Annotated in this window: 24 protein-coding genes and 1 tRNA gene; 18 read left to right on the forward strand and 7 right to left on the reverse strand. The window is 48.9% G+C overall.

The window, feature by feature from the left end; genetic code table 11:
- Positions 1–5: 5 nt before the first annotated feature.
- Entirely contained in the window at positions 6–1,553 is a 1,548-nt protein-coding gene (locus AOC32_RS07800; protein WP_407675556.1) for a leucyl aminopeptidase, read from the reverse strand.
- Between the two features lie 80 nt (positions 1,554–1,633).
- Here AOC32_RS07800 and lptF point away from each other — a divergent pair, with 80 nt between their 5' ends.
- The 3 genes from lptF to AOC32_RS07815 are packed head-to-tail and all read left to right on the forward strand — an operon-like array spanning position 1,634 to position 4,854.
- The gene (gene lptF, locus AOC32_RS07805; RefSeq protein ID WP_108508918.1) at positions 1,634–2,749 is read left to right on the forward strand and encodes an LPS export ABC transporter permease LptF; all 1,116 of its coding nucleotides are present in this window, start codon (positions 1,634–1,636) and stop codon (positions 2,747–2,749) included.
- Positions 2,746–3,900, forward strand: coding sequence for an LPS export ABC transporter permease LptG (lptG, locus tag AOC32_RS07810; protein WP_108508919.1), 1,155 nt, complete (start codon positions 2,746–2,748; stop codon positions 3,898–3,900). The genes lptF and lptG overlap by 4 nt, the downstream gene beginning before the upstream one ends.
- A 12-nt stretch (positions 3,901–3,912) precedes the next feature.
- Positions 3,913–4,854: a CysB family HTH-type transcriptional regulator gene (locus AOC32_RS07815; protein WP_108508920.1), complete on the forward strand. Its 942-nt coding sequence runs from the start codon at positions 3,913–3,915 to the stop codon at positions 4,852–4,854.
- Here AOC32_RS07815 and AOC32_RS07820 read toward each other — a convergent pair.
- Positions 4,855–4,939, reverse strand: a tRNA-Leu gene (locus AOC32_RS07820).
- Between the two features lie 92 nt (positions 4,940–5,031).
- Positions 5,032–6,018: a quinone oxidoreductase family protein gene (locus AOC32_RS07825; RefSeq protein ID WP_108508921.1), complete on the reverse strand. Its 987-nt coding sequence runs from the start codon at positions 6,016–6,018 to the stop codon at positions 5,032–5,034.
- A gap of 140 nt (positions 6,019–6,158) precedes the next feature.
- On the opposite strand from AOC32_RS07825, the gene AOC32_RS07830 reads away from it, so the two are divergent.
- The 8 genes from AOC32_RS07830 to rng are packed head-to-tail and all read left to right on the forward strand — an operon-like array spanning position 6,159 to position 12,816.
- Positions 6,159–6,878 (forward strand): YebC/PmpR family DNA-binding transcriptional regulator, encoded by a 720-nt coding sequence (locus tag AOC32_RS07830; RefSeq protein ID WP_108508922.1) that lies wholly within the window; start codon positions 6,159–6,161, stop codon positions 6,876–6,878.
- A 21-nt stretch (positions 6,879–6,899) separates the two neighbouring features.
- The gene (gene purD, locus AOC32_RS07835; protein WP_108508923.1) at positions 6,900–8,171 is read left to right on the forward strand and encodes a phosphoribosylamine--glycine ligase; all 1,272 of its coding nucleotides are present in this window, start codon (positions 6,900–6,902) and stop codon (positions 8,169–8,171) included.
- A 19-nt stretch (positions 8,172–8,190) separates the two neighbouring features.
- Positions 8,191–9,120: an oxygen-dependent coproporphyrinogen oxidase gene (gene hemF, locus AOC32_RS07840; protein WP_108508924.1), complete on the forward strand. Its 930-nt coding sequence runs from the start codon at positions 8,191–8,193 to the stop codon at positions 9,118–9,120.
- A 12-nt stretch (positions 9,121–9,132) separates the two neighbouring features.
- Positions 9,133–9,834 (forward strand): nicotinate-nucleotide adenylyltransferase, encoded by a 702-nt coding sequence (locus AOC32_RS07845; RefSeq protein WP_159074923.1) that lies wholly within the window; start codon positions 9,133–9,135, stop codon positions 9,832–9,834.
- Entirely contained in the window at positions 9,831–10,238 is a 408-nt protein-coding gene (rsfS, locus tag AOC32_RS07850) for a ribosome silencing factor (protein ID WP_234409732.1), read from the forward strand. The genes AOC32_RS07845 and rsfS overlap by 4 nt, the downstream gene beginning before the upstream one ends.
- 3 nt (positions 10,239–10,241) lie before the next feature.
- The gene (gene rlmH, locus AOC32_RS07855) at positions 10,242–10,685 is read left to right on the forward strand and encodes a 23S rRNA (pseudouridine(1915)-N(3))-methyltransferase RlmH (protein ID WP_108508927.1); all 444 of its coding nucleotides are present in this window, start codon (positions 10,242–10,244) and stop codon (positions 10,683–10,685) included.
- A gap of 17 nt (positions 10,686–10,702) precedes the next feature.
- Entirely contained in the window at positions 10,703–11,353 is a 651-nt protein-coding gene (locus AOC32_RS07860; protein WP_108508928.1) for a Maf family protein, read from the forward strand.
- On the forward strand, positions 11,353–12,816 hold the full coding sequence (gene rng / locus AOC32_RS07865; RefSeq protein ID WP_108508929.1) for a ribonuclease G: 1,464 nt from the start codon (positions 11,353–11,355) through the stop codon (positions 12,814–12,816). Before AOC32_RS07860 ends, rng begins: the two co-directional genes overlap by 1 nt.
- Positions 12,817–12,825: 9 nt before the next feature.
- Here the strand turns inward: rng and msbA are convergent, their stop codons facing one another.
- On the reverse strand, positions 12,826–14,592 hold the full coding sequence (msbA, locus tag AOC32_RS07870) for a lipid A export permease/ATP-binding protein MsbA (protein WP_108508930.1): 1,767 nt from the start codon (positions 14,590–14,592) through the stop codon (positions 12,826–12,828).
- Positions 14,593–14,602: 10 nt separating this feature from the next.
- On the opposite strand from msbA, the gene AOC32_RS07875 reads away from it, so the two are divergent.
- The 3 genes from AOC32_RS07875 to AOC32_RS07885 are packed head-to-tail and all read left to right on the forward strand — an operon-like array spanning position 14,603 to position 17,303.
- A complete protein-coding gene (locus AOC32_RS07875; RefSeq protein ID WP_108508931.1) occupies positions 14,603–15,376 on the forward strand; it encodes a glycosyltransferase family 2 protein in 774 nt (257 codons plus the stop codon).
- Positions 15,377–15,384: 8 nt separating this feature from the next.
- Positions 15,385–16,179 (forward strand): glycosyltransferase family 2 protein, encoded by a 795-nt coding sequence (locus AOC32_RS07880; protein WP_108508932.1) that lies wholly within the window; start codon positions 15,385–15,387, stop codon positions 16,177–16,179.
- Complete coding sequence (locus tag AOC32_RS07885) at positions 16,176–17,303, forward strand: glycosyltransferase family 9 protein (RefSeq protein ID WP_108508933.1); 1,128 nt, start codon at positions 16,176–16,178, stop codon at positions 17,301–17,303. Before AOC32_RS07880 ends, AOC32_RS07885 begins: the two co-directional genes overlap by 4 nt.
- On the opposite strand, the gene AOC32_RS07890 is transcribed toward AOC32_RS07885, so the two are convergent.
- The gene (locus tag AOC32_RS07890) at positions 17,300–17,527 is read right to left on the reverse strand and encodes a sulfurtransferase TusA family protein (RefSeq protein ID WP_108509395.1); all 228 of its coding nucleotides are present in this window, start codon (positions 17,525–17,527) and stop codon (positions 17,300–17,302) included. The genes AOC32_RS07885 and AOC32_RS07890 overlap by 4 nt on opposite strands.
- 56 nt (positions 17,528–17,583) lie before the next feature.
- Positions 17,584–20,211: an alanine--tRNA ligase gene (gene alaS / locus AOC32_RS07895; protein ID WP_108508934.1), complete on the reverse strand. Its 2,628-nt coding sequence runs from the start codon at positions 20,209–20,211 to the stop codon at positions 17,584–17,586.
- A gap of 133 nt (positions 20,212–20,344) precedes the next feature.
- Here alaS and AOC32_RS07900 point away from each other — a divergent pair, with 133 nt between their 5' ends.
- The 3 genes from AOC32_RS07900 to AOC32_RS07910 all read left to right on the forward strand — a co-directional run bounded on the left by AOC32_RS07900 (position 20,345) and on the right by AOC32_RS07910 (position 24,181).
- On the forward strand, positions 20,345–20,803 hold the full coding sequence (locus AOC32_RS07900) for a tripartite tricarboxylate transporter TctB family protein (protein ID WP_108508935.1): 459 nt from the start codon (positions 20,345–20,347) through the stop codon (positions 20,801–20,803).
- An 18-nt stretch (positions 20,804–20,821) separates the two neighbouring features.
- Complete coding sequence (locus AOC32_RS07905) at positions 20,822–22,327, forward strand: tripartite tricarboxylate transporter permease (RefSeq protein ID WP_108508936.1); 1,506 nt, start codon at positions 20,822–20,824, stop codon at positions 22,325–22,327.
- A gap of 90 nt (positions 22,328–22,417) precedes the next feature.
- Positions 22,418–24,181: a glutamine--tRNA ligase/YqeY domain fusion protein gene (locus AOC32_RS07910; RefSeq protein WP_108508937.1), complete on the forward strand. Its 1,764-nt coding sequence runs from the start codon at positions 22,418–22,420 to the stop codon at positions 24,179–24,181.
- On the opposite strand, the gene AOC32_RS07915 is transcribed toward AOC32_RS07910, so the two are convergent.
- Positions 24,182–25,093, reverse strand: coding sequence for an SDR family oxidoreductase (locus AOC32_RS07915; RefSeq protein ID WP_108508938.1), 912 nt, complete (start codon positions 25,091–25,093; stop codon positions 24,182–24,184).
- Positions 25,094–25,131: 38 nt separating this feature from the next.
- On the opposite strand from AOC32_RS07915, the gene AOC32_RS07920 reads away from it, so the two are divergent.
- The gene (locus AOC32_RS07920) at positions 25,132–26,178 is read left to right on the forward strand and encodes a CDP-6-deoxy-delta-3,4-glucoseen reductase (RefSeq protein WP_108509396.1); all 1,047 of its coding nucleotides are present in this window, start codon (positions 25,132–25,134) and stop codon (positions 26,176–26,178) included.
- Positions 26,179–26,181 lie beyond the last annotated feature (3 nt).

A 26,181-nucleotide genomic window follows, 5' to 3' on the forward strand; every position in this document is an offset into this window, starting at 1 on the left:
CGAGCTTATTGGTCGAGCAAGAAATTTAGCAATAGCGGAACTGGTCTACCCGTTGCCCCTTTAGCGGCTCCGCTCTTCCAAGCCGTTCCAGCAATATCCAAGTGCGCCCACCGGAATTTTTCAGCAAAGCGCGAGAGGAAACAGGCGGCGGTCACACTACCGGCAGGACGCCCCCCAATATTGGCCAGATCCGCAAAGTTTGATTTCAATTGCTCATGGTAAGCGGCATCGAGAGGCAAGCGCCATACCGTATCTAAGGATTGATGACCGGCCTTATTCAAGGCTTTCACCAAGGCTTCATCATCGGAGAACAAACCACTGTGCACATGGCCTAATGCAATGATGCAGGCACCTGTCAATGTAGCAACATCGATCACGGCTTTGGGCTTAAAGCGCTCTACATAGGTGAGCGCATCGCAGAGAATAAGACGGCCCTCGGCATCCGTATTTAAAACCTCGATGGTCTGCCCCGACATACTCTTCACAATATCGCCTGGACGCGTTGCGCGACCTGAAGGCATATTCTCACAGCTTGGCACCACACCAATCACATTCTTTTTTAATCCCATCAACGATACGGCATACATGGTGCCAAAGACCGATGCCGCACCACACATGTCGTACTTCATTTCATCCATCGCTTCGCCAGGCTTCAATGAGATGCCGCCTGTATCAAAGGTAATGCCTTTGCCAACCAAAACGATCGGATCCTCATTTATTTTCCCACCCTCATGGCGCATGATGATGAATTGCGGGGGGGTCTCGGAACCTTTAGCAACTGCTAAGAATGAACCCATGCCTAGCGCTTCAATTTGCTGTTGATTGAAAACCTGCACCTTTAACTTGGTTTTCTTAGGAAGGTTCAGTGCGGTCTGTGCCAAAAACGTTGGAGTGCAAACATTGGGCGGCAAGTTGCCTAAATCTTTCGTGAGGTTCATTCCCTCAACCAAAGCCGATCCTTCATGAATCGCTGTTTTCACGAGCGCAGCTTGCTTCGTATTGGTGAGCAAGGTGAAGTGCTCGAGGGTGTCAGCCTTTTCTTGCGGCTTGGTCTTATATTGTTCTTGTCGAGCCCCAAATCGATAAACCTGATCACCCACAACTTGGGCTAGCACACGAATCCGCTCGGCAATTGCATTAGGACTTTGATTGGCTTTTTGCTTGCCCGTAAAGCTAGATGTATGCCAAAGCACGGACTGAATCGAACCACCACTCAAGACCTTAAGAGCCGAGCGCGCAATCTTGGCAAAATCACCTAAGGACTCTTTATCACCAAGGCCCACCAATAAAACACGCTTGAGCTTCACCTTGCTCAAGGCCCATGCGCGCGTGGAGCGCAATAAAGTGCATGCTCCAGCCTTTCCATCCAGATCACCCACGGAGCGCGCCTCTGAAATTGCTCCCCCGAGGAGGTCATCAAGCGCCTGAAGCTGGGAGAGCTCTGCGGCGCGATACGCCAAGACCAAACAATCGCTGCTTAAGCCACAAACCGCAGCGGCGCCTTTGGGGCTTTTAAAATCGATATCGGCAAGAACTTTCGTGCTAAATTGAATCGTCATCGTCTTTCACCATTAGGGGTTTTTTTACATTATCCACCGACCGAATTAAAGTCGCAGAATTAGACCCATTAACCATGATTTTTGAACAAGCCCTCCGCCGCGAACTCAGCATGACCACAGGTGCTGTGTTTTTGGTCTTGGTCACCATCATGATTACCACCCTCGTAATACGGATTTTGGGGTTTGCGGCCAGTGGAACGGTTAATCCCGAGGATGCTTTAGTACTAATCGCTCTAGCCACCCTCGGTTATTTTGCGGTTCTATTAACCGTCTCACTATTTATTGCTGTTTTAATTGTGTTGGTCCGTTGGTACAAAGACTCCGAAATGATCGTTTGGTTTGCTAGTGGGCTGAGTATTACGAATTTGATTGGTCCGATCCTACGATTTGCGATTCCACTCATCATCATCATTGCTCTATTGGCCGCCTTTGTTTGGCCATGGGCAAATCGTGAGTCGAGCGTGATTAGTCAACGCTTTCAACAACGTGATGATGTGTCCATGGTTGCAGCAGGTCAATTTAAAGAGTCGGCTAAAGCTGAGCGGGTCTTTTTTATTGAAGAGATTGATGTTGACAAAGGGGAAGTCAAGAATATCTTTGTGGCCGATACGCGCAATCAAAAGTTAAGCGTTGCGGTCGCTGCCACTGGCTATATCGAAAATGCCCCCAACGGTGATAAAAGCGTGGTTCTCTTAAAGGGCCGTCGTTATGAGGGTCAGCCGACCCAAGCCAATTTCAGAATCTTAGAGTTTGATGAGTACGAGACCAAGATCTTAAGTAAAGAGGTCAGTAAGCCACCGCCGCGCGATCGAGAAAAAAATGTGATTGAGTTGATGCAAGAAACCGATCCCAATATCCTGCGCGCTAACTTTGGTGAACTGCTTTGGCGCATCGGTTTACCCATCATGGCCCTTGGTTTGGTCTTAATTGCCATTCCCTTAGCCTATGTCAATCCCCGCTTAGGGAACTATACGGCGATGTTTTATGCCGTCCTCATTTATCTGATGTACAGCAACCTATTAAATCTCAGTCAAAATTACGTTGCGCAAGGGCGTGTCGACTTCTTCCTTGGCTTGTGGCCGATACACGTGCTTGCATTTGGCTTAGCCTTTGTTTTGATTCGTAATCGCATTAATCCATCCCTAAAGTGGTGGCAACGCCAACTTCCGAGAGCCTGGCAAAACAAATGAGTTGGCTCTTTCCCAAAATTTATGAACGCTACTTCGCTAAGCAAATCTATGCGAGCTTTGGTTTCATTCTCTTTGCCCTGCTCGCGCTCTTCCTATTTTTTGACATTCTGAGTGAACTGGGGTCGGTCAACTCCAAATACACCTTGCCCTTGGCGCTTCTCCATGTGCTCCTCAAGGCGCCCAGCCGCATGGTTGAAATTATTCCGATCGCCGGCTTAATTGGCAGTATTTATGTATTTGCCATGATGGCCAGTCAATCGGAGTTCACGATCTTTCGGGTGGCTGGTTTAGATATCAAACGCAGTCTCTTCACACTTGCCAAGATCTCATTGCCTATCGTCATACTGACCCTAGCGATCAGTGAGGGCTTGGGCCCCTACAGTGAACGGCTTTCTGAACGAATTCGGATGGACGCGTTAGGCTCAACCTTTAGCTCACAGTTTCGGTCGGGTGTTTGGCTCAAAGATCAATTACGTGATCAGGATGGCGCGGGACCCGTTAAAGCTGGTGTGAGATACGTCAATGTGGGCTCGATTGATCAAGATGATCAAATTCGGCAAATTCGGATGTATGAGTTTGACCCCAACTACCGCCTTCTCTCGATTCGCAGTGCTGCGTCCGGGCGCTTTGATAATAAAGGTGTTTGGGAACTCAATGACGTTTCAGAAACACGCTTCATTGAGAAACGCGGCAGCGACCCTTTGGATGCGGTCTACACTGCCCAGACCAAAAGCATTCCAAAGCTTAGCTTGGAATCGCAAGTCACCCCGCAGATCCTCAATGTTTTACTAATTAGCCCGGAGAAAATGTCGATCATGAGTTTGGGCCAATTTATTTTGCACCTCCAGGAAAACAAACAAGATGCGCAGCGGCACGCGATTGCCTTTTGGAAAAAGATCGTTTACCCCTTCATCATCTTTGTGATGCTCGCACTTGCCCTGCCCTTTGCCTTCATGAAAGTACGGGCTGGGAGCGTTGGTATTAAGGTCTTTGGTGGCATCATGCTGGGTATGAGTTTTCAACTATTTAATACCTTGTTCTCGAGCGTTGGCTTACTTGGCGCATTGCCCGCTCTATTTACGGCAATCTTTCCACCATTGCTTTATTTAATCTTGGCGATTGCAGCTCTGAAGTGGGTATCTCGCGCGTAAGGATATGTTCGAATGAATCTTCATCAACTGCGCTTTGTTCGCGAGGTGGTCCGTCAGAACTTTAATCTGACGGCAGCTGCGAAGGCGCTGTTTACTTCGCAGCCGGGTGTCTCCAAAGCGATTATTGAACTTGAAGATGAGTTAGGCGTTGAAATCTTTCGACGCCATGGTAAACGGATTCGTTCGTTAACCGAGCCCGGCAAGCGTATCTTGGTTTCGATTGAACGCTTATTAGAGGAAGCGGAGACCTTAAAACGGGTTGGTAATGATTACGCCAATCAAGATCAAGGTAGCTTTGTGATTGCCACGACCCATACCCAAGCCCGCTATGCCTTACCCAAAGTCTTAAGTGAATTTACCAAGCGCTTTCCAAAGGTACGCGTCAGTCTATTGCAGGGCAACCCCAGTCAAATTGCCCAAATGCTGCTCGAGGATCGGGCTGATCTGGCCATTGCCACCGAGGGACTTGCCAATACTCCCGGGGTCTTAGCCCTACCGAGTCACCAATGGCAGCATGCAGTCGTTGTGCCATCCGGCCACCCCTTACTTAATCATGAGTCCATCACTCTAGAGCTCTTAACTAAATATCCACTCATCACCTACGCGAAAGCATTCTCTGGGCGCAGCAAAATCGATGCGGCATTTGCGCAGCGCAACCTCACTCCGGACATTATTTTGGAAGCAATTGATGCGGATGTGATCAAAACCTATGTCGAGAATGGCATGGGGGTTGGGATCGTGGCGGGTGTTGCCTTAGATCCCGAGCGCGATCGACAACTGAAATCGATCTCCGTGGGACATATCTTTGGTACCAATGTCACACATATCGGTATCAAACAAGGCGCTTACCTGCGCTCGTTTATCTTCACCTTTATTGAGCTGTTCTCGCCCACCCTGACACGCAAAATCGTAGAACAGGCAATGTCGAGTGAATCAAGCGATTATCAAATTTGATGGTGCCTCGGGTCGGACTCGAACCGACACGCCTTGCGGCACCGGATTTTGAGTCCGGCACGTCTACCAATTCCATCACCGAGGCTAGTTCGTTCACTTAAGCATGAACGGTAGTGATTAGAGCGATGATTTTAACCAATCTCATCGCCTCGCACCCAAAACACACAAATCGACTACTTAGGGAATCAAGATCGTCGTGCCAGTGGTCTTGCGTCCCTCCAGATCACGGTGCGCCTGCACAGCGTCTGCCAAAGGATATTGTTGCTTGATCTCAATCTTAATTTGCCCCTGAGTCACGCGCTCAAATAAATCCTTGGCCATTGGCTCTAACAAGGAGCGATTGTGTACATAGGTCATTAGTGTGGGTCGGGTTAACTTTAACGATCCCTTGCTCGACAAAACGGCTAGATCGATCGGCGGAACCGATCCAGAGGCATTACCAAAGCTCACTGCCATACCACGTGGGGCGATACAGTCGAGGGTTTTCATGAACGTATCTTTACCGACCGCATCATAGGCAACTGCCACACCTTTACCATTGGTAATCTCTTTCACGCGCGTTACAAAATCTTCGCTACGGTATTCAATCACATGATCGCAGCCATATGACTTCGCGAGGGCCGCCTTCTCAGGGCTGCCTACCGTACCAATCACGGTGGCACCAATCGCCTTTAACCATTGCAGAGCGATTAAGCCAACACCCCCAGCAATCGCATGAAACAGGACGGTATCACCGCGCTGCACTTTATAGGTATCGTTTAGAAGGTATTGCACTGTGAGGCCTTGCAGCATCATCCCTGCACCGGTCTCAAACGAAATCGCATCGGGTAGCTGCACAATGGTCTCTGCAGGCATGATGCGAGCCTGTGCATAAGCCCCCGTTGGTCTACCTGCATAGGCTACGCGATCGCCAGCCTTGAGATGCGTCACGCCGGGGCCAACCTTCTCAATAATGCCCGATGCTTCCATGCCAATGCCACCTGGCAATGGCTGAGGGTAGTAGCCCGATCGGAAGTAAATATCAATATAGTTCAGGCCACATGCTTTTTGTGCAATCAAAACCTCGCCTGGTCCTGGCTCGCCCAGTGAAACATCGACGTATTTCATGACCTCAGGTGGTCCAACTTCATCGATCCGAATTGCTTTTGTGTGCGTAACTGACATATGGTTTCTCCTGAATATTCTTGTTCCAAATTCATCGAAATCGATGCTTGGGGTGTCATTTTTTAAGCCAAGCTCGTATTTTGCCTAAAATTACGGTTCTAAGCCGAAATTCATTTATTCATCTAAGAAGGATTGCCACCATGGCGGGTCATTCAAAATGGGCCAATATTCAACACCGTAAGGGCCGCCAGGACGAAAAGCGTGGCAAGATTTGGACCAAACTCATTAAAGAGATTACTGTTGCTGCCCGCCTAGGCGGAGGTGATCTCAGCGCAAATCCGCGTCTGCGCCTCGCAATCGACAAAGCCAAAGATGCCAATATGCCCAATGACAATGTGCAACGTGCGATTGCGCGCGGGACGGGCGCTGCCGATGGCGTTGACTATGAAGAGATTCGGTATGAGGGTTACGGTATTAATGGTGCTGCATTGATTGTCGATGCGATGACGGACAATCGCACCCGCACTGTTGCCGAGGTTCGCCATGCCTTCTCAAAGCACGGGGGCAATATGGGCACAGAAGGCTCCGTTGCTTTTTTATTTAAACACTGTGGACAACTGCTCTTTGCTCCTGGAACCAATGAAGAGCAATTACTCGAATTAGCGCTTGAAGCCGGCGCAGAGGACGTAATTACGCATGAGGATGGATCGCTTGAGGTGATTACGGCTCCCTTTGAGTTCACGAATATTCGTCATGCTTTAGAGACGGCGGGTTTAAAACCTGAGTTGGCCGAGGTTACGATGCGACCTTCGACCGAGGTCGATCTTAATCAAGAGCAAACCGAATCGATGCAAAAACTATTGGATGTGCTCGAGAATTTGGATGATGTCCAAGCGGTCTATACCAATGCCAATCTATGAGATGAGGAGAAAAGGTTCATCATGAAAGTTTTATTAATTGGCTCAGGCGGTCGCGAACATGCTTTGGCCTGGAAACTCGCTCGCTCGCCGAAAGTGCAAAAAGTATTCGTAGCTCCTGGCAATGGAGGCACAGCGAATCAAAAAAATGCGGGTATTGAAAATTTACCGATCTCGAATCTCGAAGAGCTTGCTGCATTTGCTAAACGTGAGCAAATTGGCTTAACCGTCGTAGGGCCTGAAGCACCATTAGCTGCAGGAATTGTGGATGTCTTTCGTAATCAGGGCTTGCGGATTTTTGGTCCAACCCAATTAGCAGCGCAACTTGAGTCGTCCAAAGACTTCTCTAAGGCATTTATGAAACGTCATGGCATTCCAACGGCGGATTATCAAACCTTTACCAATGCTTTAGCAGCCCATGACTACATTGATCAAAAGGGTGCGCCAATTGTGATCAAGGCCGACGGTCTTGCTGCGGGCAAAGGAGTGGTGGTTGCCATGAGCTTGCCCGAAGCACATAAGGCGGTTGACATGATGCTCTCAGATAACAAGCTCGGTAATGCAGGCGCACGAGTTGTGATTGAAGAATTTATAACAGGTGAGGAAGCTAGCTTTATTGTTCTAGTTGATGGCAAGAATGTCTTGCCGCTAGCCAGTAGCCAAGACCATAAGCGTTTGCTCGATGGCGACCAAGGCCCGAATACTGGCGGCATGGGCGCTTACTCGCCAGCCCCGGTGGTAACCCCCGAAGTGCATGCTCGCGCCATGCGTGAAGTGATCATGCCGACGGTGGAAGGGATGCGCGCCGACGGAATTCCCTACACTGGTTTTCTCTATGCTGGCCTCATGATCCAACCCGATGGTCAAATTAAAACTCTGGAGTTCAATTGCCGCATGGGCGATCCTGAAACCCAACCGATTATGGCGCGTCTTGAAAGCGATTTAGTGCCGGCCTTGGATAAAGCCATCGATGGCAAACTGAATGAAGTTGAGCTGACCTGGGATCGGCGCATTGCGCTCGGGGTGGTATTGGCGGCCGCCAACTACCCAGAAAATCCCAAAACAGGCGATGCAATTACTGGAATCCCCGCAGAAACGAATGAGCAAATGACCTTTCATGCGGGCACCAAAATCCAGGATGGTGAGCTTCGTACCTCGGGCGGCCGCGTCTTGTGCGTTGTTGGTCTAGCAGATACTGTCAAAGGGGCGCAACAAAAGGCGTATTCTGCGATTGATCAGATTCATTTTGATGGCATGCAGTACCGCAGCGATATCGGCTTTCGAGCCATTAAGTAAGAAAAGGTAAGGACATTGAATGGCAGTAACAATTGATACTCAGGCTGTAAAACATTATTTATTAGACTTGCAAGATCGCATTACTAGCGCAACTAGCGCGGTGGATGGCAAACCGTTTGTCATGGATGCCTGGGAAAAACCCAAAGATAGTAAGTTGCAGGGCTCAGGACGAACCTGTATTCTAGAGAATGGCAATGTCCTCGAAAAAGGCGGCGTCGGGTTCTCGCATGTGAGTGGCCAACAATTGCCACCGGCAGCCACCCAAAATCGTCCGGAGATTGCTGGGCGCACCTTTGAGGCAATGGGTGTTTCCTTGGTGTTCCATCCGCGTAATCCCAAAGCGCCTACAACGCATATGAATGTGCGCTGCTTTATTGCGCAAGCCCCCAATCAAGACCCGGTCTGGTGGTTTGGTGGTGGCTTTGATCTAACGCCCTACTACGGAGTGGATGAAGACTGTAAGCATTTTCATCAAACTGCCAAAGACGCTCTTGATCCATTTGGTGCTGATTTATATCCACGCTTTAAGAAATGGTGCGATGAGTATTTTTATCTCAAGCATCGGGACGAGCCTCGTGGCATTGGCGGTATTTTTTTTGATGATTTCAATGAGTTGGGATTTGATAGAAGTTTTGCCATGATGCGCTCCGTGGGAGACGCATTCATCGCAGCATATTTGCCCATTCTCAAGCGGCGCTATCAAGAGCCCTATACCCAGGCAGAGCGTGATTTTCAGGAATACCGTCGGGGTCGCTATGTGGAATACAACCTGATCTTTGATCGAGGAACCATCTTTGGTCTTCAATCGGGAGGGCGCTCGGAATCCATCCTCATGTCCATGCCACCGGTTGTCACCTGGAAATACAACTGGCAACCCCAAGCAGGAACTCCAGAAGCTCGCCTTTATGAGCGCTATCTCAAGCCACGCGATTGGCTATCTGAGGTTTAAGGCGAATCATTGTTGAATAAAACCATCGGCATCCTGGGGGGCACATTTGACCCGCCGCATTGGGGCCACATTCATCTTGCTGCGCATTTTGCTAAACGTCTGAAACTCGACGAGCTCATGTGGTTACCCAGCGGTGAGCCGTGGCAAAAAAGCCCTCACATCACCCCAGCACTTGATCGCTATGCCATGACCCTTGCAGCCGCTGAGGTTTTAAAGATCGAACTCCATCGGCTTGGTCTCAGAACTCAGGTTACCGTGAATACCATGGAAATTGATCGGGCTGGGCCCAGCTATACGATTGATAGCGCCAAAGCCCTCCGACAGCTCTATGGCGATCAAACGTCTTTAATTTGGCTGATGGGCGCTGATAGCTTTTTACAGCTCTATACCTGGAATGATTGGCGCGACTTGATGCATTACATCCATTTGGCAGTCGCGAGTCGACCGCCTTATCGGATTGCGATCCAATTACAGGACCATCCACCCCTATTAGCCCATTATCAAGATCATCAAACCAGACGTGCTGAGGAACTTTGTCAACAATCCTGTGGACTCATTTATTTGGATGAGGAGCTCTCCATTGACTTGGCATCGAGTAGTCTGCGACCTCTGCTGGCGCATCACCCCAGCGCTGATGCCATTCAACAATGGTTGCCAGAATCGGTCTGGAGCATTATTTTAGAAAAAGGCCTCTACCAATCCAAGGTAAGATGAGCTCTAACACCCATATGGATATTAAAAAACTACAGCGCACCATCATTGACGCCCTCGAGGATGTCAAAGCACAGGATATACGCGTCTACGACAGCAGTAAGCTCAGCGAACTTTTTGATCGCGTGATCATCGCAACCGGCAGCAGCAATCGCCAAACCCGTTCTTTAGCTTTCTCGGTAAAAGAAAAGGTTCTAGAAAAAGGTGGCGAGGTGATCTCGATCGAAGGTTTAGAGACGGGTGAATGGGTTCTAGTGGATTGCGGCGATATTGTGGTTCATATCCTGCAGCCTATGCTGAGAGCCTACTACCAACTCGAGGGAATTTGGGGTGACAAACCGGTTCGGGTCAAACTATCCGGCACCAAGAAGCTCGTCAAAGCCAGTGAAGACGCTGGCGACGAATAAGCCATGCGTCTTTGGGTTATTGCGGTTGGTCACAAAATGCCAGACTGGGTGTCTAAAGCATGTCAGGAATACCAAAAACGCATGCCCAGCGACTGCCTTATTGAGCTCAAAGAACTAAAGCCGGATATTAACCCCGCTAAAGAAGCAAGCAAAATCATTGCGGCGATTCCGAGGGGTGCGGTCGTCATTGCATTGGATGAGCATGGTTTGGATCTTCGCACTCAAGCAATTGCTGATCATTTAGCGAATTGGCGTGCAAACGGTCAAGATGTTGCCTTCTTGATCGGGGGCGCAAATGGGCTTGACCCAAGCCTCAAAACAAATGGCGGACTCACCTGGAAACTATCAAGCCTCACCCTGCCACACGCCTTTGCTCGCCTTGTGCTGATCGAACAACTGTATCGTGCCTGGACGATCCTGCAAGGTCACCCCTATCATCGCGAGTAAATCGGCAATCATTTTGTATGAAGTACGACTTTATCTACCTCGCCTCCCAAAGCCCGCGCCGTCAGGAGCTACTCTCGCAGATTGGGGTGCGCTTTGAGTTACTGCTTCCGGGGCCTGATGAGGACGCTGAGTCTTTAGAGCTAGTGCTGGAAAATGAAAGCGCCGCAGATTACACGCAACGCGTCACTATTGCTAAAAGTTGCGCTGCCCTCAAGCGTTGGCATCAGCGCTGCAAAGCAGGAATTGCACTTCCCTGGGCGCCGATTCTTTGTGCCGACACCACCGTGAGCCTTCCTAACTCACCCGATCACGAAATCCTCGGAAAGCCGCACGATCAAGAAGATGCGATGCGAATATTGCAAATCTTGAGCGGTCAGACGCATTGGGTCTACACAGCGGTTGCCATTACCCCAGAGCCGACAAATATCCCAATCTGCGCATTACAAAAGTCAAGGATACGGTTTGCGACATTAAGCCCTGAGCAAATTGAACGTTATATCAGTAGTGGCGAAGCGTTTGGGAAGGCGGGCGCCTATGGCATTCAAGGGATGGCTGCAACGTTTATTGAGGAGATTTCTGGAAGCTATAGCGGTATCATGGGGCTTCCCTTATTTGAAACCGCTCAACTATTACAAGCAGCGCATGTACGCTTTGGTTTAAACCACTAATGACTCAAGAAATCCTCATCAATATCACTCCGCAAGAGACGCGCGTTGCCTTAATTGAGCAAAATGCCGTTCAAGAATTGCATATTGAGCGTACGCGCCAGCGTGGAATTGTGGGCAATATTTATTTAGCGAAGGTGGCGCGGGTCTTACCTGGAATGCAATCAGCCTTTATTGATATTGGTTTAGAACGTGCTGCATTCATTCACTTTAATGATTTGGGCGAACAGCAAACTGGGGGTCAGATTGAAAAAGTACTCTTCGAAGGACAGACCCTCCTAGTTCAGGTGCTCAAGGATCCCCTTGGGACCAAAGGGGCTAGACTCACCCGCCAAATTAGTATTGCGGGACGTAATTTGGTCTATTTGCCACAAATTTATCGGCCATTAGGTCAAGAGATTCATATTGGCATCTCACAAAAGATTGAAAACCCTGAGGAGCGCGAGGCCCTCAAAAATCGTCTCAAGGGCCTGATTCCAGCAGATGAATCTGGTGACATCATTGTTCGCACCAGTGCCGAGCAGGTGAGCGATGAAACCTTGATTTCTGACCTGAAATACCTTCGCACCACTTGGCAACAAATCGCGCAACGTGCCAAAGAAAAAGCAGCCCCCGCACTCCTTCATCAAGACCTCAATTTAGCTGAGCGGGTATTGCGCGATATGGCAGGGCCGGAGACCAGTCAAATTCGGATTGATTCGGCTGAAAACTTTGAACGTCTGACTCAGTTTGCGCAGACGTTTATGCCACAACTGAACTCCAAATTAACTCTCTATCGTGGTGAACGCGCCCTCTTTGACCTCTTTGATATTGATTCTGAAATTAATAAAGCCTTGGGTCGGCGTGTCGATCTTAAGTCAGGTGGCTATCTAATGATCGATCAAACCGAGTCGATGACCACCATTGACGTCAACACCGGAAGCTTTGTGGGGGCTCGTAATTTAGACGACACCGTATTCAAAACCAATCTGGAGGCTGCTCAAGCAATTGCCCGTCAATTGCGCTTACGCAATTTAGGCGGCATCATCATCATTGATTTTATTGATATGACACAAGGCGACCATCAAGACGCGGTTCTTAACGAGCTCAAGAAGAATTTGGCACGTGATCATGTGCGCACCAATGTGAATGATTTCTCATCACTGGGACTTATTGAGATGACACGCAAACGTACGCGCGAGTCCTTATCCCATATTTTGTGCGAACCCTGCTCGTCATGTAATGGCAAAGGTGAAACCAAAACACCACAGACAATTTGCTACGAAATCTTGCGTGAGATTGTGCGTGAACACCGCCAATTTAATCCTAAAGAGTTCCGCATTGTTGCCTCCCCCGATGTCATTGATTTATTTCTCGAGGAAGAAAATCAATTCTTAGCCATGCTGGGAGACTTTATTCAAAAGCCGATTCGGCTCCAGGCTGAAGCCGGTTTTCGGCAAGAGCAATACGATATTGTCTTAAATTGATTCGATTGCTTAGCTTGCCTCGCTAAACTGCAAGCGATGCAAACCGGCATATAAACCGTTTTTGGCAATGAGCTCCCGATGGGGGCCGTATTCCACAATTTCGCCATGGTCGAGCACAGCAATATTGTCAGCATGCTCGATGGTTGATAAGCGATGCGCAATCACTAAAGTAGTTCTACCGGCCATCAGCCGATCGAGCGCCTCTTGCACTTGGCGCTCAGACTCTGAGTCGAGAGCAGAGGTCGCTTCATCCAAAATCAGGATGGGTGCATCTTTGTAAATCGCGCGCGCGATCGCTAGGCGTTGTCGTTGACCACCCGATAAACGATTACCATTATCCCCAATTAGCGTATCAATGCCATCGGGTAGCTCAGACAATAAATTCGATAAATTAGCCGCCTCCAGTGCCTCTATCACGCGACCACGATCAATATCATCACCGCTACTCGAGCCGTATGCGACGTTCGCTGCAATCGTGTCATTAAACAGAATCACATCCTGACTCACGAATGCAATTTGTTTACGTAAATCCGTTAAAACAATCTCCTCAATTGGGATTTGATCGAGCACAATCCGACCAGATTTGGGCTGATAAAAACGTGGTAACAAATTAACCAGCGTTGATTTACCTCCACCGGATGGTCCCACAAAAGCAATCACCTCGCCCGGCTTAACCGTGAGATTGATGTTACGTAGGGCATCTTTTCGACCCTCATCTTGGTTATATGAGAACGAAAGATCTTCAAACGTAATTTCACCTTTAGCCTTCTCAAGCCGCTTGAGCTTCGATGTTTGCATCATTTCTTCCTCAATCGGCTGATCAATCAACTGAAAGATCATCTCGGCAGCAGTAAGTCCACGTTGCAAGGGCTGGTTAATGTCGGCCAAGTGCTTGAGGGGAGATACGATTAACAGCATCGCGGTAATAAACGCTGCAAAACTTCCAACCGTCACGCCCTGGCTAGCCGACTGCATGATGGCAATCACGAGTACTACCGATAAAGCCATCGAGGCAATTAACTGAGTAATTGGTTGATTTAATCCACCGGCAACCGCCGCCTTGAGAGTGAACTTGCGTAATTGCTCGGCTTTTTCCATAAAGCGACGCATCTCATAGTCTTCACCGCCATGCACCTTCACAATCTTGTGACCAGCTGCAGCTTCTTCAACCACATAGGCTAACTCACTGGTCATACTCTGCTGCTGACGATTGAGGCTACGTAAACGTTTATTGATCTTACTCATCACATAGGCAATGATCGGAAAAATTACGAAGACCACCAAGGTTAAGCGCCAGTTCAAATACAACAAATACCCCATCAAACCGATGACTGTCAGCAGATCGCGCACAAGACTAATCAACATACCGCCCATAATCGATAGAACGTTATTGACCTCAAAGACCACCGCATTAATTAAGTTTGAGGCCGTGGTCTTTTGGTAATACTCGGTCTTGGCACGTAAGAGTCTGGCAAACATTTGTTCGCGCAGCTTTAACAAAATATTGCTAATCACCTTGGTCAGCAGATAGTTAGAGAGGAATTGAGCCCCACTGCGCACAATAGCCAGCCCCACCAAAAATAAGGGCACTAACCACAATTGATCATTCATCTTTCCTGAAAAGCCATCGTCCAAAAGGGGCTTCATTAGGGCGGGAATGGAAGTCTCCGAGGCTGCTACAAGAGCCATAGCCAATAAGGAGCCAACAATCAGGCGGGTATGGGGGCGCAAATAGCCTATTAATCGATTTAAGGCTTGACGGTCTGAAGCATTCATATAATGAATTATGCCCACCTTATCAGTCATACTCATCACTCGGAACGAGGAAGCCAATCTTGGGGATTGTTTGACATCCTTAGATGGGCTAGCTGATCAAATTGTAGTGGTAGACACCCAAAGTACTGACAAAACCCTGGAGATTGCCAAAGCGTATGGGGCGCTAATAAGTTCCCCTGAGGACTGGCCTGGCTTTGGCCCCCAAAAGAACCGGGCTCTTGACTTAGCAAACTCCGATTGGGTCTTATCACTTGACGCCGACGAGCGTCTCACCCCCGAACTTCGCGCAGAGATCAAATCAGTTCTTAATCAACCGCAAGCCAATTGCTATGCGATCCCACGCTTATCCTGGTACTGCGGACGCTTTATGCGTCATTCAGGATGGACTCCTGACTACGTAGATCGCCTTTTTAAGCGAGGCACTGCACGATTCTCTTCTGATTTGGTGCATGAACGTTTAATCCCACAGGGACAGGTTCTTAAACTAAAGCATCAGATGCTGCATTACAGCTTCATGAACGCCGAGCAAGTCAGGGCAAAAATGGAGCGCTATTCCACCGACTCCGCTCAGCAAGCATTCGCCAAAGGTAAAACCGGCAGTCCAATCAAAGCCGTCTTGCACGGAGCCTGGTCATTCGTTCGGACGTATTTCTTGCGAGCTGGATTTCTAGATGGTCCTCAAGGCTTTTCCCTGGCATGCTCCAATGCACAAGGTACGTATTATCGATATATGAAGCTTTGGCGACTCCAGCAAATGGCACGCGCTCAGAATCAAAAGGGTTAGGATCGCTTATGTTCAAAATCTCGATCCTCCTTGCGACCTATAACTGGCCAGAAGCCCTGCGCTTTTGCCTCGAATCACTAGAAACTCAAACTGATCGAAACTTTGAAATCATCATTGCTGATGACGGCTCTAAACCAGAAACCGCAACGCTAATTCATGCAATGAAGGAACGCTCTAAACACTCGATCCAGCATTTATGGCAAGAGGATCAGGGGTTTCGGAAAACAATCATTCTTAATCAGGCCATCCAGGCCGCCCAAGGCGAATACCTCATATTCTTAGATGGCGATTGCATTGTGCAACCTGATTTTGTGAAGCGTCACCGTCAGCTTGCCAAACCACAAATGATGGTGACCGGTAGCCGCGTACTTCTCAGTGAATCCTTAACCCAAAAGATCCTAAGCTGGCCGCAGTGGAACTTCGCAGCCTTCAAAAGCAATTTAATTAGTTATCGATTAAATGGTGGAATTAATAAGTTCTGGCCCATCGTACTAAAGTTGGGTCCGGGTGTATGGCGTGTTTATCAGAAATTTGTTTGGCGCCGCATTAAAGGTTGCAATATGGCATGCTGGAAAAAGGATGCACTTGCGATTGGTGGTTTTGATGAGTCCATGACTGGCTGGGGTCACGAAGATGCTGATTTTGTCTTTCGCTTGCAACACGCTGGTATTCAACGTCAATCTGGTGCATGGTCAACCGAAGTATTTCATCTGTTTCACCGAATCTCTGATCAGTCCAAAGCGGCTGAGAATGCAAAGCGAGTCCGTGAAAAAATGATGGCAAAGGCTGGCATCAAGGTATGAAGGATCCAAGCCGCGTTCTTTTTATCGCTACACGACAAATTGGTGATGTACTAGTCACCACACCTTTAATTGAAGCAGCTCGCCGAATTTGGCCCAAGGCGCAATTTGATTTCTTAGGTTATCGCGGTAAGCTCGATATGCTCAAGGGCAACCCAGAAGTTCATGAGCTGATTGAAACCTCCGAGCATCCCAATCTATGGGAATACCTCAAACTCTTTAATCGCTTGTTCCAACGTTACGATCTAGCCATCATCACCCAACCTAGCGATCGAGCCTACTTTTTTGGTTCCCTCGCAGCGCTTCGCCGAGTTGGGGTGGTTGTGCAAGATACCCCAAAGAGTCGACAAAAAAGCGCATGGAAGCGCTCCATCTGCATGCATTGGGTTCCTGTCGATTATTTTGAACAGCACGTCATCATCGAGAAACTCAAGCTTCTCGAGCCTTTCTACCGCGCCAAGGGTCTCGACCTTTTTGCAAATCCCATCTCGGTGACTCCTCCTAGCGGCGAGGCCCTTACCCCAGTGTTACAAAGCCAACTTCGTCAACCGTATATTGTTTTACATCCGGGTCCGCTCAATGGCTATAAACGCTGGCCTTTAGCGTATTGGGCTCAATTGATTAAAGATCTTGTGGTCCTAAAGTATCAAGTGGTCTTAAGTGCATCGCCTGCAGAGCAGGATCTTGCGCTCAATCGGGATATTCTTTCCTTGCTTGATCAAGAGGTCACCCAATCGGTCATTGATAGCAAAGGGCAACTCAACCTACCCCAAGTCAAAACCTTGCTTGACGGCGCAGCTTTGTATATTGGTGTCGATACATCAGTAACGCATCTTGCCGCTGCCTGCGAAATTCCAACGATTGCTTTATTTGGCCCAACGCCGCCCACCAATTTTGGGCCCTGGCCCAATGGCTTCGTCGGAGACCGCCCTTATCAACTTCGAGATCGAACTCAAATCGTAGGTAAGGTTTGTATTTTGCAAGGTCCGGGTGATTGCGTTCCTTGCCGAAAAGCAGGCTGCTTTGATACCGCCAATAGCAAAAGTGAATGCCTTGACCTGCTAGAGCCCAGTCAAGTATTAGAAGCTGCTAAGAAAATGCTGGGTCGAAGTGCTAGATTGTCTTAACGGCGCTTGACGTAAAACACCATCGTATCGCCCTCGTTATCTGTGGCGATCAGTTCATTACCAGTTTGTTTGCAAAAGGCGGGGATGTCATGCGTTGCGCCTGAATCAGTTGCCTTGAGCTTTAAGACCTCACCGGTTTGCATTTCTGCAAGGGTTTTTTTGGTACGCAAAATAGGTAAAGGGCAGTTCATGCCAATAGCATCCACTTCACGATGAACCACAATCGAGCTTGCTTCACTCATTTCATTCTCCTATTTCATGCCATTTTAGCGACGAATCGCTAAATCCGCTCGGCAACCCACCCATCAACAGCCGCGAGCGCTTTACTTAAACCACTGGGATCGCTACCACCAGCCATCGCCATTTCGGGCTTACCGCCACCCTTACCGCCCACTTGCTGGGCTACAAAATTGACGAGTTCACCCGCTTTGATCCGATTGGTCGCATCACTGGTCACTCCAGCAATCAGACTTACTTTGCCATCTTGAACCGCCGCCAAAACAATTGCGGCTGACTTTAATTTGGCTTTCAGGGTATCCATCGTGTCTCGTAACACCTTGGCATCGGCCGAATCTAATTGAGCAGCCAAGACTTTGATGCCTTGTAAATCCTTTGCCTGATTAATCAAATCATCGCCTTGGCTAGCAGCCAATTTAGCGTTTACACGCTCGAGCTCACGCTCGACGTGTTTGAGTTGATCTTGCAGTTGGCTGACGCGTTGAGGAAGGTCATGAGGAGCTGTCTTTAATAATTGCGCCGCTTCTTGGATCTTCGACTCAAGCCCCTGAACAAAATCCATCACATTTGTACCGGTCACGGCTTCAACCCGACGAATTCCAGCGGCTACTCCACCCTCAGAGATGATCTTAAAGCTGCCAATATCACCTGTTCTCTTGACATGGGTTCCACCGCATAACTCTTTAGATGAACCAATTTCCAGTACGCGCACACGCTCACCATACTTCTCGCCAAATAGCATCATGGCTCCGGTCTTTTGCGCATCTTCCAAAGCCATCACATTGGCAGCGGTTGCGGTATTGGTCAAAATCTCATGATTGACCATTTGCTCAATCCGAGTAATTTCAGCCTTCGTCAAGGGTGCAGTGTGGGTGAAATCGAATCGCGTCTTGTCTGCATCGACCAAGGAGCCCTTCTGTTGAACATGGTCACCAAGGACCTCACGTAAGGCTTTGTGTAGCAAATGCGTGGCACTGTGATTACGCATCGTCCTGGCACGTAAGCTTGTATCAACTCGTGCCTCAACCACATCCCCAAGCTTTAACTCGCCTTCTTGAAGCTCGCCTTGATGTCCAAAAACGTCGGCCTGAATCTTAAAAGTGTCCGCTACGATGAATTGCGATTGCTCGGTTCGTAACTCGCCACGATCGCCTACTTGACCACCAGACTCTGCATAAAACGGGGTGCGATTGAGAACTACGACTGCACTTTCTCCCGGTCGAATCGAGTCGACGGGACTGCCATCACGATACAAAGCGGTGATGCGAGCATCCTCAATCAATACTTGCTCATATCCCAAGAATTGAGTGGGCTCGCCCCGATAATCCAAGCCCTGTGCCATCTTAAATTTACCCGCAGCCCGCGCTTGATCACGTTGGCGTTGCATCGCCGCCTCAAAGCCAGCGGAATCAACACTGACTCCGCGCTCACGACAGACATCGGCCGTAAGATCCAGAGGAAATCCAAACGTATCGTGCAGACGAAACGCGGTCTCTCCATCCAAGACTTTTTGGTTGTTTTGAAGGGCAGCCTCTAGGATCTCCATACCATTGGCAATGGTCTGGAAAAAACGCTCTTCTTCTTGTTTGAGCACATCCATGACCCGCGCTTGCGCTTGGCGCAACTCGGGATATGCATCGCCCATTTCAGCGACCAGGGCAGGTACTAATTGATGAAAGAAAGCTTGCCTAGCGCCTAATTTATACCCATGACGGATGGCGCGCCGCGCAATTCGCCGCAATACATAACCGCGCCCTGCATTTCCTGGAATCACTCCATCCACCACAATAAAACTGCAAGCGCGGATGTGATCCGCAATCACCTTCAACGATGGACTGTCTAAATCACAACCATTGGCCCCGGCACGATCAACCGCGTCTTTTGCTGCTTGCAGAAGATGAGCAAATAAATCGATCTCATAGTTGGAGTGCACGTGTTGCAAAACAGCAGCAATTCGCTCCAAGCCCATACCGGTGTCAACACTAGGCTTAGGCAGGGGATGCATCTCACCGGCCTCATCGCGATTAAATTGCATGAAGACGTTATTCCAGATCTCAATGAAACGATCACCATCTTCATCAGGACTACCCGGAGGACCACCAGCAATTTCTGGGCCATGGTCATAAAAGATTTCCGTGCAAGGTCCACAGGGTCCAGTGTCACCCATCATCCAAAAGTTATCCGATGCATAACGCGCACCCTTGTTATCGCCAATGCGCACAATACGCTCTTTCGGTACACCGATTTTATTTGCCCAAATGTCATAGGCTTCATCGTCCTCGGCATAGACGGTGACCCATAACTTATCTTTAGGTAACTTAAAGACCTGAGTTAGCAGTTCCCAGGCAAATTGAATCGCATCCTCTTTGAAGTAATCTCCAAACGAGAAATTACCGAGCATCTCAAAGAAGGTATGGTGACGAGCGGTATACCCAACGTTATCTAGGTCATTATGTTTACCGCCAGCTCGAATGCACTTTTGAGCCGTCGTTGCGCGCTGATATGGTCGCTTATCGAACCCCAGAAAGACATCTTTAAATTGATTCATCCCCGCATTCGTAAATAGCAGAGTGGGATCATCCCCAGGAACCACGGGACTTGAGGCCACGATTTGGTGACCCTTGGAGGCAAAATAATCAAGGAAGGCTTGGCGGATTTCGGAGACTTTCATCCGCAGAATTATCGCATTGGCACAGAATTAGGGCAAACCCTTAAATATGCCTATGCTCATTCCCTTACAATCACAAATCGACTAAAAATAGCCCTTTACGAAAAGGCAGCGATTGCTACAAAGGAGACACATTTTGAATATTCGCAATAAAAAGGATTTTGGCGCCGGGATCATGTATATGGCCATCGGCCTATTCTTTGCCATTATTGCTACGGGCTACAAAATGGGTACCGCCGCCAAGATGGGTCCTGGTTATTTTCCATTTTGGTTAGGCGTGTTGATGACCGCTCTCGGACTATTTATTACGATTCGGTCCTTCTCCAAAAAGGCGGATCCCGAAGAGATGCCACCCTGGAACTGGAAGATTGTTCTATGGATTACCGGATCGGTTGTCTTATATGGTTTGCTATTACCCATTTTAGGATTCGTAATTACGATCATTGTTTTGGTGGTTGTTTCGGCAAGCGTCAGCCATGAGTTTGGCTGGAAGGGAGCAGTTCTAAACGCAGTTGCTCTTGCCGCCTTTAGCTATCTAGCATTCATTACCGGCTTGGGATTGCAGTTCCCAATCATGCCCGTATTTTTAGAATAATCCTCAGGAATCGATCACATGGAATTACTAAATAATCTTTCTTTAGGATTTGAGACCGCATTTACAGTCCAGAATTTGTTTTACTGCTTTCTGGGTTGTTTGTTAGGAACTTTAATCGGGGTATTACCGGGCTTAGGTCCTGTGGCAACGATTGCCATGCTCTTGCCGGCTACGTATGCGCTTCCCCCAACTCCCGCGCTTATTATGTTGGCCGGTATTTACTATGGCTCTCAATACGGGGGGTCGACCACAGCGATCTTACTCAACATTCCCGGGGAAACGTCCTCGGTGGTAACGGCGATTGACGGCTACCAAATGGCCAAACGCGGTCGCGGAGGCGTTGCATTATTTACCGCTGGAATGGGCTCATTCTTTGCCGGTTGTGTGGCAACTTTAATTTTGGCAGGCTTTGCAGCACCCTTAGCTGAAGTGGCCTTTAAGTTTGGTCCCGCTGAATATTTTTCCTTGATGGTCTTAGGCCTGATTGGTGCTGTGGTCTTAGCATCTGGATCGCTCATCAAAGCGGTTGGCATGATTCTGCTTGGCCTCCTACTCGGCCTTATCGGCACCGACGTGAACTCAGGCGTTGCCCGCTACTCCTTTGACATTCCTCAACTAACCGATGGCATCGGCTTCGTGTCGGTTGCGATGGGTGTCTTTGGTTTTGCCGAGATCATGGTGAACCTGGAGCGTAAGGGTTCCGGCGAGTCCTTCCTCAACAAGGTCACTTCGCTGATTCCAAGTTGGAATGACGTGAAGCGGATGACCCCGTCTATTTTGCGCGGAACCACCATTGGTTCGATGTTAGGAATCTTGCCAGGTGGTGGCGCAGCCCTTGCAGCGTTTGGTGCTTACTCAGTCGAGAAAAAGAGCTCTAAACATTCTGAAGAATTTGGTAAGGGCGCCATTGAGGGTGTTGCTGGTCCAGAAGCGGCCAACAATGCCGCGTCACAAACCTCATTTATTCCGCTATTAACTCTTGGTATTCCGCCCAATGCGGTGATGGCCTTGATGGTCGGCGCAATGACCATTCACAATATTCAGCCTGGGCCTCAGGTCATGAGTAGCAATCCCGCCCTCTTCTGGGGCCTGATTGCCTCGATGTGGATTGGTAACGTGATGCTGATTTTGCTGAACTTACCCTTAATTAGTGTTTGGGTCAGCCTTCTAAAGATTCCATACCGCTTCCTGTACCCGGCAATTTTGGTGTTCTGCTGTATTGGTGTGTATAGCGTGAACAACTCTATTTTTGATGTGTACGTCACTGCGGCATTCGGTGTGATTGGCTATATGTTTGTGAAGTTTGGCTGCGAGCCAGCTCCACTGCTGTTGGGCTTTGTATTGGGTCCCATGATGGAAGAAAACTTCCGTCGTGCACTCCTCCTTTCAAGGGGTGATTTCTCAACCTTTGTCACTCGCCCACTCTCTTTGAGTCTGCTCATTGCTGCTCTCTTATTGCTGATTGTGGTGACTTTACCTGCCGTCAAGAAGAGTCGCGAAAAAGTGTTTGTGGACGAACAATAAAAAATCATTGCTATCCTCTAAGGCCCGCTGTTGCGGGCCTTATTTTTTGGCTTCTGGAACCACTTGAGCAGTCTTCTCTACAATACTGGGATGTCTACGCCATCTGCAAATCCCGTTGAGCCATCCAATTTCTTACGGCAAATCATTGATCATGATTTAGCCAAAGGTATCTATGCCAACCGCGTTGATGCAAATGGCAAGGCCCTACCGGCCGTGGTCACCCGCTTTCCACCGGAGCCTAATGGCTATTTGCATATTGGCCATGCCAAAAGTATTTGCCTCAACTATGGCCTAGCGAGAGATTATGATTCCCTGCCTTCGGGTGGCCGTTGCCATATGCGACTTGACGATACCAATCCAACCAAAGAGGATGTGGAGTATGTCGATAGCATCTTAGATGCAGTGCGCTGGTTGGGATTTGATTGGCACCACCAGGGCCATGAGCACTTGTATTACGCCAGTGATTACTTTGAGCGCCTCTATGAGTTTGCGCAAATCTTGATGCGCCATGGCAAAGCCTATGTCGACAGTCAAAGTGCAGAGGAAATTCATCAAAATCGCGGCAACTTTTCGACACCGGGTGTCAATAGCCCCTATCGAGATCGATCGGCCGATGAGAACATCGCACTTTTGGAAAAAATGCGTGCTGGCGAGTTCCCCGATGGTAGCCATGTGGTGCGTCTAAAAATTGATATGACTCACCCCAATATCGTGATGCGCGATCCGGTCATTTATCGCATTCGTCATGCTCATCATCATCGCACTGGCGATCAATGGTGCATTTACCCTTTGTATGACTTCACCCATTGCATTTCAGATGCGCTTGAGAATGTTTCACACTCAATTTGCACCCTCGAGTTTGAAAATAATCGTCCGCTATATGACTGGATTCTCAACAGTCTGAAAGAGTGCGGGTTATTTAAAGGCCCTTTACCCCATCAATACGAATTTGCCAGACTCAATCTCACGTACACCATTACGAGTAAACGCAAACTCTTGCAACTCGTTGAGGAACAACGCGTTGACGGCTGGGACGATCCTCGCATGCCAACCATCGCCGGAATCCGCCGTCGCGGTTACACACCAGAGAGTATTCGTTTATTTTGTGAACGCATTGGCGTATCCAAAGCCGATAGCTGGATTGATATGAGCGTTCTCGAGCAAGCCTTACGCGATGATTTAGATGCGCGGGCTCCTCGCGCCAGCGCAGTCTTGGCTCCACTAAAACTTGTGATTGAAAACTATGACCTTGGCGCAAAAGAACCCTGTTCCGCTCCTAAGCATCCGCACCATCCGGAATGGGGTAAACGCGAGTTTCATTTTGGACGTGAGCTTTGGATTGAAGCCGATGATTTTCAGATGAATCCTGAAAAAGGATTTTTCCGTCTGTTCCCTCCCAAAGATGGGGCGGCTGGTGGGCGTGTACGCTTACGTCATGGCTTTGTTATCGAGTGCACTGGCGTCGAGCTCGATAAGCAAGGCAAGGTCACCGAGGTTCATGCGCGCTATTTTCCAGATAGCAAAAGTGGTACACCGGACTCTAACAATTACAAGGTGAAGGGGAACATCCACTGGATTAATGCTGCAGAAGCCTTGCCTGTTGAGGTTCGTTTATACGAGCATTTATTTACCGATCCACACCCCGATAGCGGTGATAACGATTTTCTGAGCTTTATCAATCCGGATTCCAAAAAAGTGATCCAGGCCTATGTGGAACCTAGTTTGCAGAGTGCTCAGCCTGAAGAACGCTTTCAATTTGAGCGGCACGGCTACTTTGTGGTTGATCGCAAAGATAGCGCTCCAGGAAAATTGGTCTTCAATCGCAGCGTGGGCCTAAAAGACAGCTGGAAATAATTACAAAGTTTTTAGATAGTCTTTGACCCGAGGGTATTTCAGGGGGCGCTTGAGTTCACCCAATCGTTGATTACGCACTCGCCGTGACTCCGCCATGAATGACCACATCATGGGGCCCACCTGAGCGCGCACTTCATCGGGTAGTAATCGTGGCGGCTTCGGCAAATGCAATGCGCTGGCGACCTCATCAAAGTAATCACCCATTTTTTGCTCACTACCATCGCATGCATTAATCACGCGCTGTGGTTTACCGATAAACAATGCTGCACAGATGAGACGGGCAAGATCATCCGCATGAATATGGTTCGAATACGCATCAAACGGCTCTTGCAAAGCAGGGGTGTTGTTTTTTAAGCGCTCAATTGGTAAGCGATTAGGTCCGTAAATTCCGGGCACACGCAAAATGGTTAACGCAACGCCTTGTGAGGCCGCCCAAAAGCGAAGCGTTTGTTCTGCATCCACGCGTCGCTTCGCCCGCGGACTGGTGGGGTTTAATTGACTGGTCTCATCGACAAAATCACCATTGCGATTACCGTATACCCCGGTCGTGCTGATGTAGACCAGGCGTCTGACAGATCGCCCTTGCTGGGATAAAATTTGTATCAGATTGCGGGTGCGTTGATCGAACTCACCATCTTGCGCTGGTGGGGCCAAATGAATGACCGTTGTCGCTAAATGGGCAATTCGCCATAAAGTCTCAGGGTGGTCAAGATTTCCTTCAATGGGAGTGATGCCATGCTTTCGAAGCTCGGCAAAGCGCTCGGGGCTACTGCTTAATGCGAAAATCTTGGGTCGACCTTGCGATTGCGCAAGCGTATGTCCTTGCAGCTGCTGCGCAACCCGAGTACCGATATCACCACATCCAATGATGAGGATACGGGGGCGACGAAATTGGCTGGGTTTGGACATCATAGAATGAATATCGTAACGATTTATTGGGAGAAGTGGAATTGCAGTACCAGGTGGAACTCAAAAAGAGTGGCAGAACATTCACGGTGGAAGAGGATGAGACTGTTTTAGAGGCAGCCATCCGTCAGGGCGTTCAACTACCCTATGGCTGCAAAAATGGCGCCTGTGGCTCATGCAAGGGCAAAGTGCTCGAAGGCCGAATGGAGCATGGAGACCACAGCCAAAGCGCCCTGAGTACCCTCGACGAAACCGCCGGAGCGACCCTATTGTGCTGCGCCCACCCCAAATCTAATGTGTTGATCGACGTTCGCGAAATCCAGGGTGGTGGTGATATTCCGGTGCGCAAAGTACCATGTCGGATTCAGGCGATTACGTATCCAAGTAATGATGTTGCAATTCTTCAACTTCAACTGCCTGCGAGTGAACGTTTTCAGTTTTTAGCCGGTCAGTATTTAGAGTTTTTACTCAAAGACAATAAGCGTCGTGCGTATTCGATTGCTAGCGCCCCACATCAAGAGGGCCCCATTGAGTTGCATATTCGCCATCTGCCAGGCGGTCAATTTACTGACCCCCTCTTTGGTCAAGGAGCTGATGGTAAAGCAATCAAAGAAAAAGATATCTTGCGCTTTGAAGGCCCCCAAGGAAGTTTTTTCTTGCGCGAGGATACTCAAAAACCGATTATTTTCTTAGCATCCGGCACAGGCTTTGCTCCGATCAAATCCATTCTGTTACATATGCGTGAGAAGAAAATTGATCGTGAGGTCTATTTCTACTGGGGTGGCCGACGCCCAAAAGATCTCTATATGGATGCTCTTTGTCAGGAGTTTGCCAGTACGATTCCCCGCTTTCGTTACATCCCTGTTGTTTCTGAAGCGCTACCAGAAGATCACTGGACCGGCCGGACAGGCTTTGTTCATCACGCTGTAATGGCAGACTTTCCGGATCTCAGTGGATTCCAAGTCTATGCCTGTGGTGCCCCCGTTGTGATTCAATCGGCCCAAACGGATTTTATTAAGCAATGCGGTCTCCCAGAGGATGAGTTTTATGCCGACTCGTTCACGAGCGAGGCTGATCTGGCCCATGCCTAATTC

The organism is Polynucleobacter acidiphobus, assembly GCF_003065385.1.
GTDB lineage: Bacteria > Pseudomonadota > Gammaproteobacteria > Burkholderiales > Burkholderiaceae > Polynucleobacter > Polynucleobacter acidiphobus.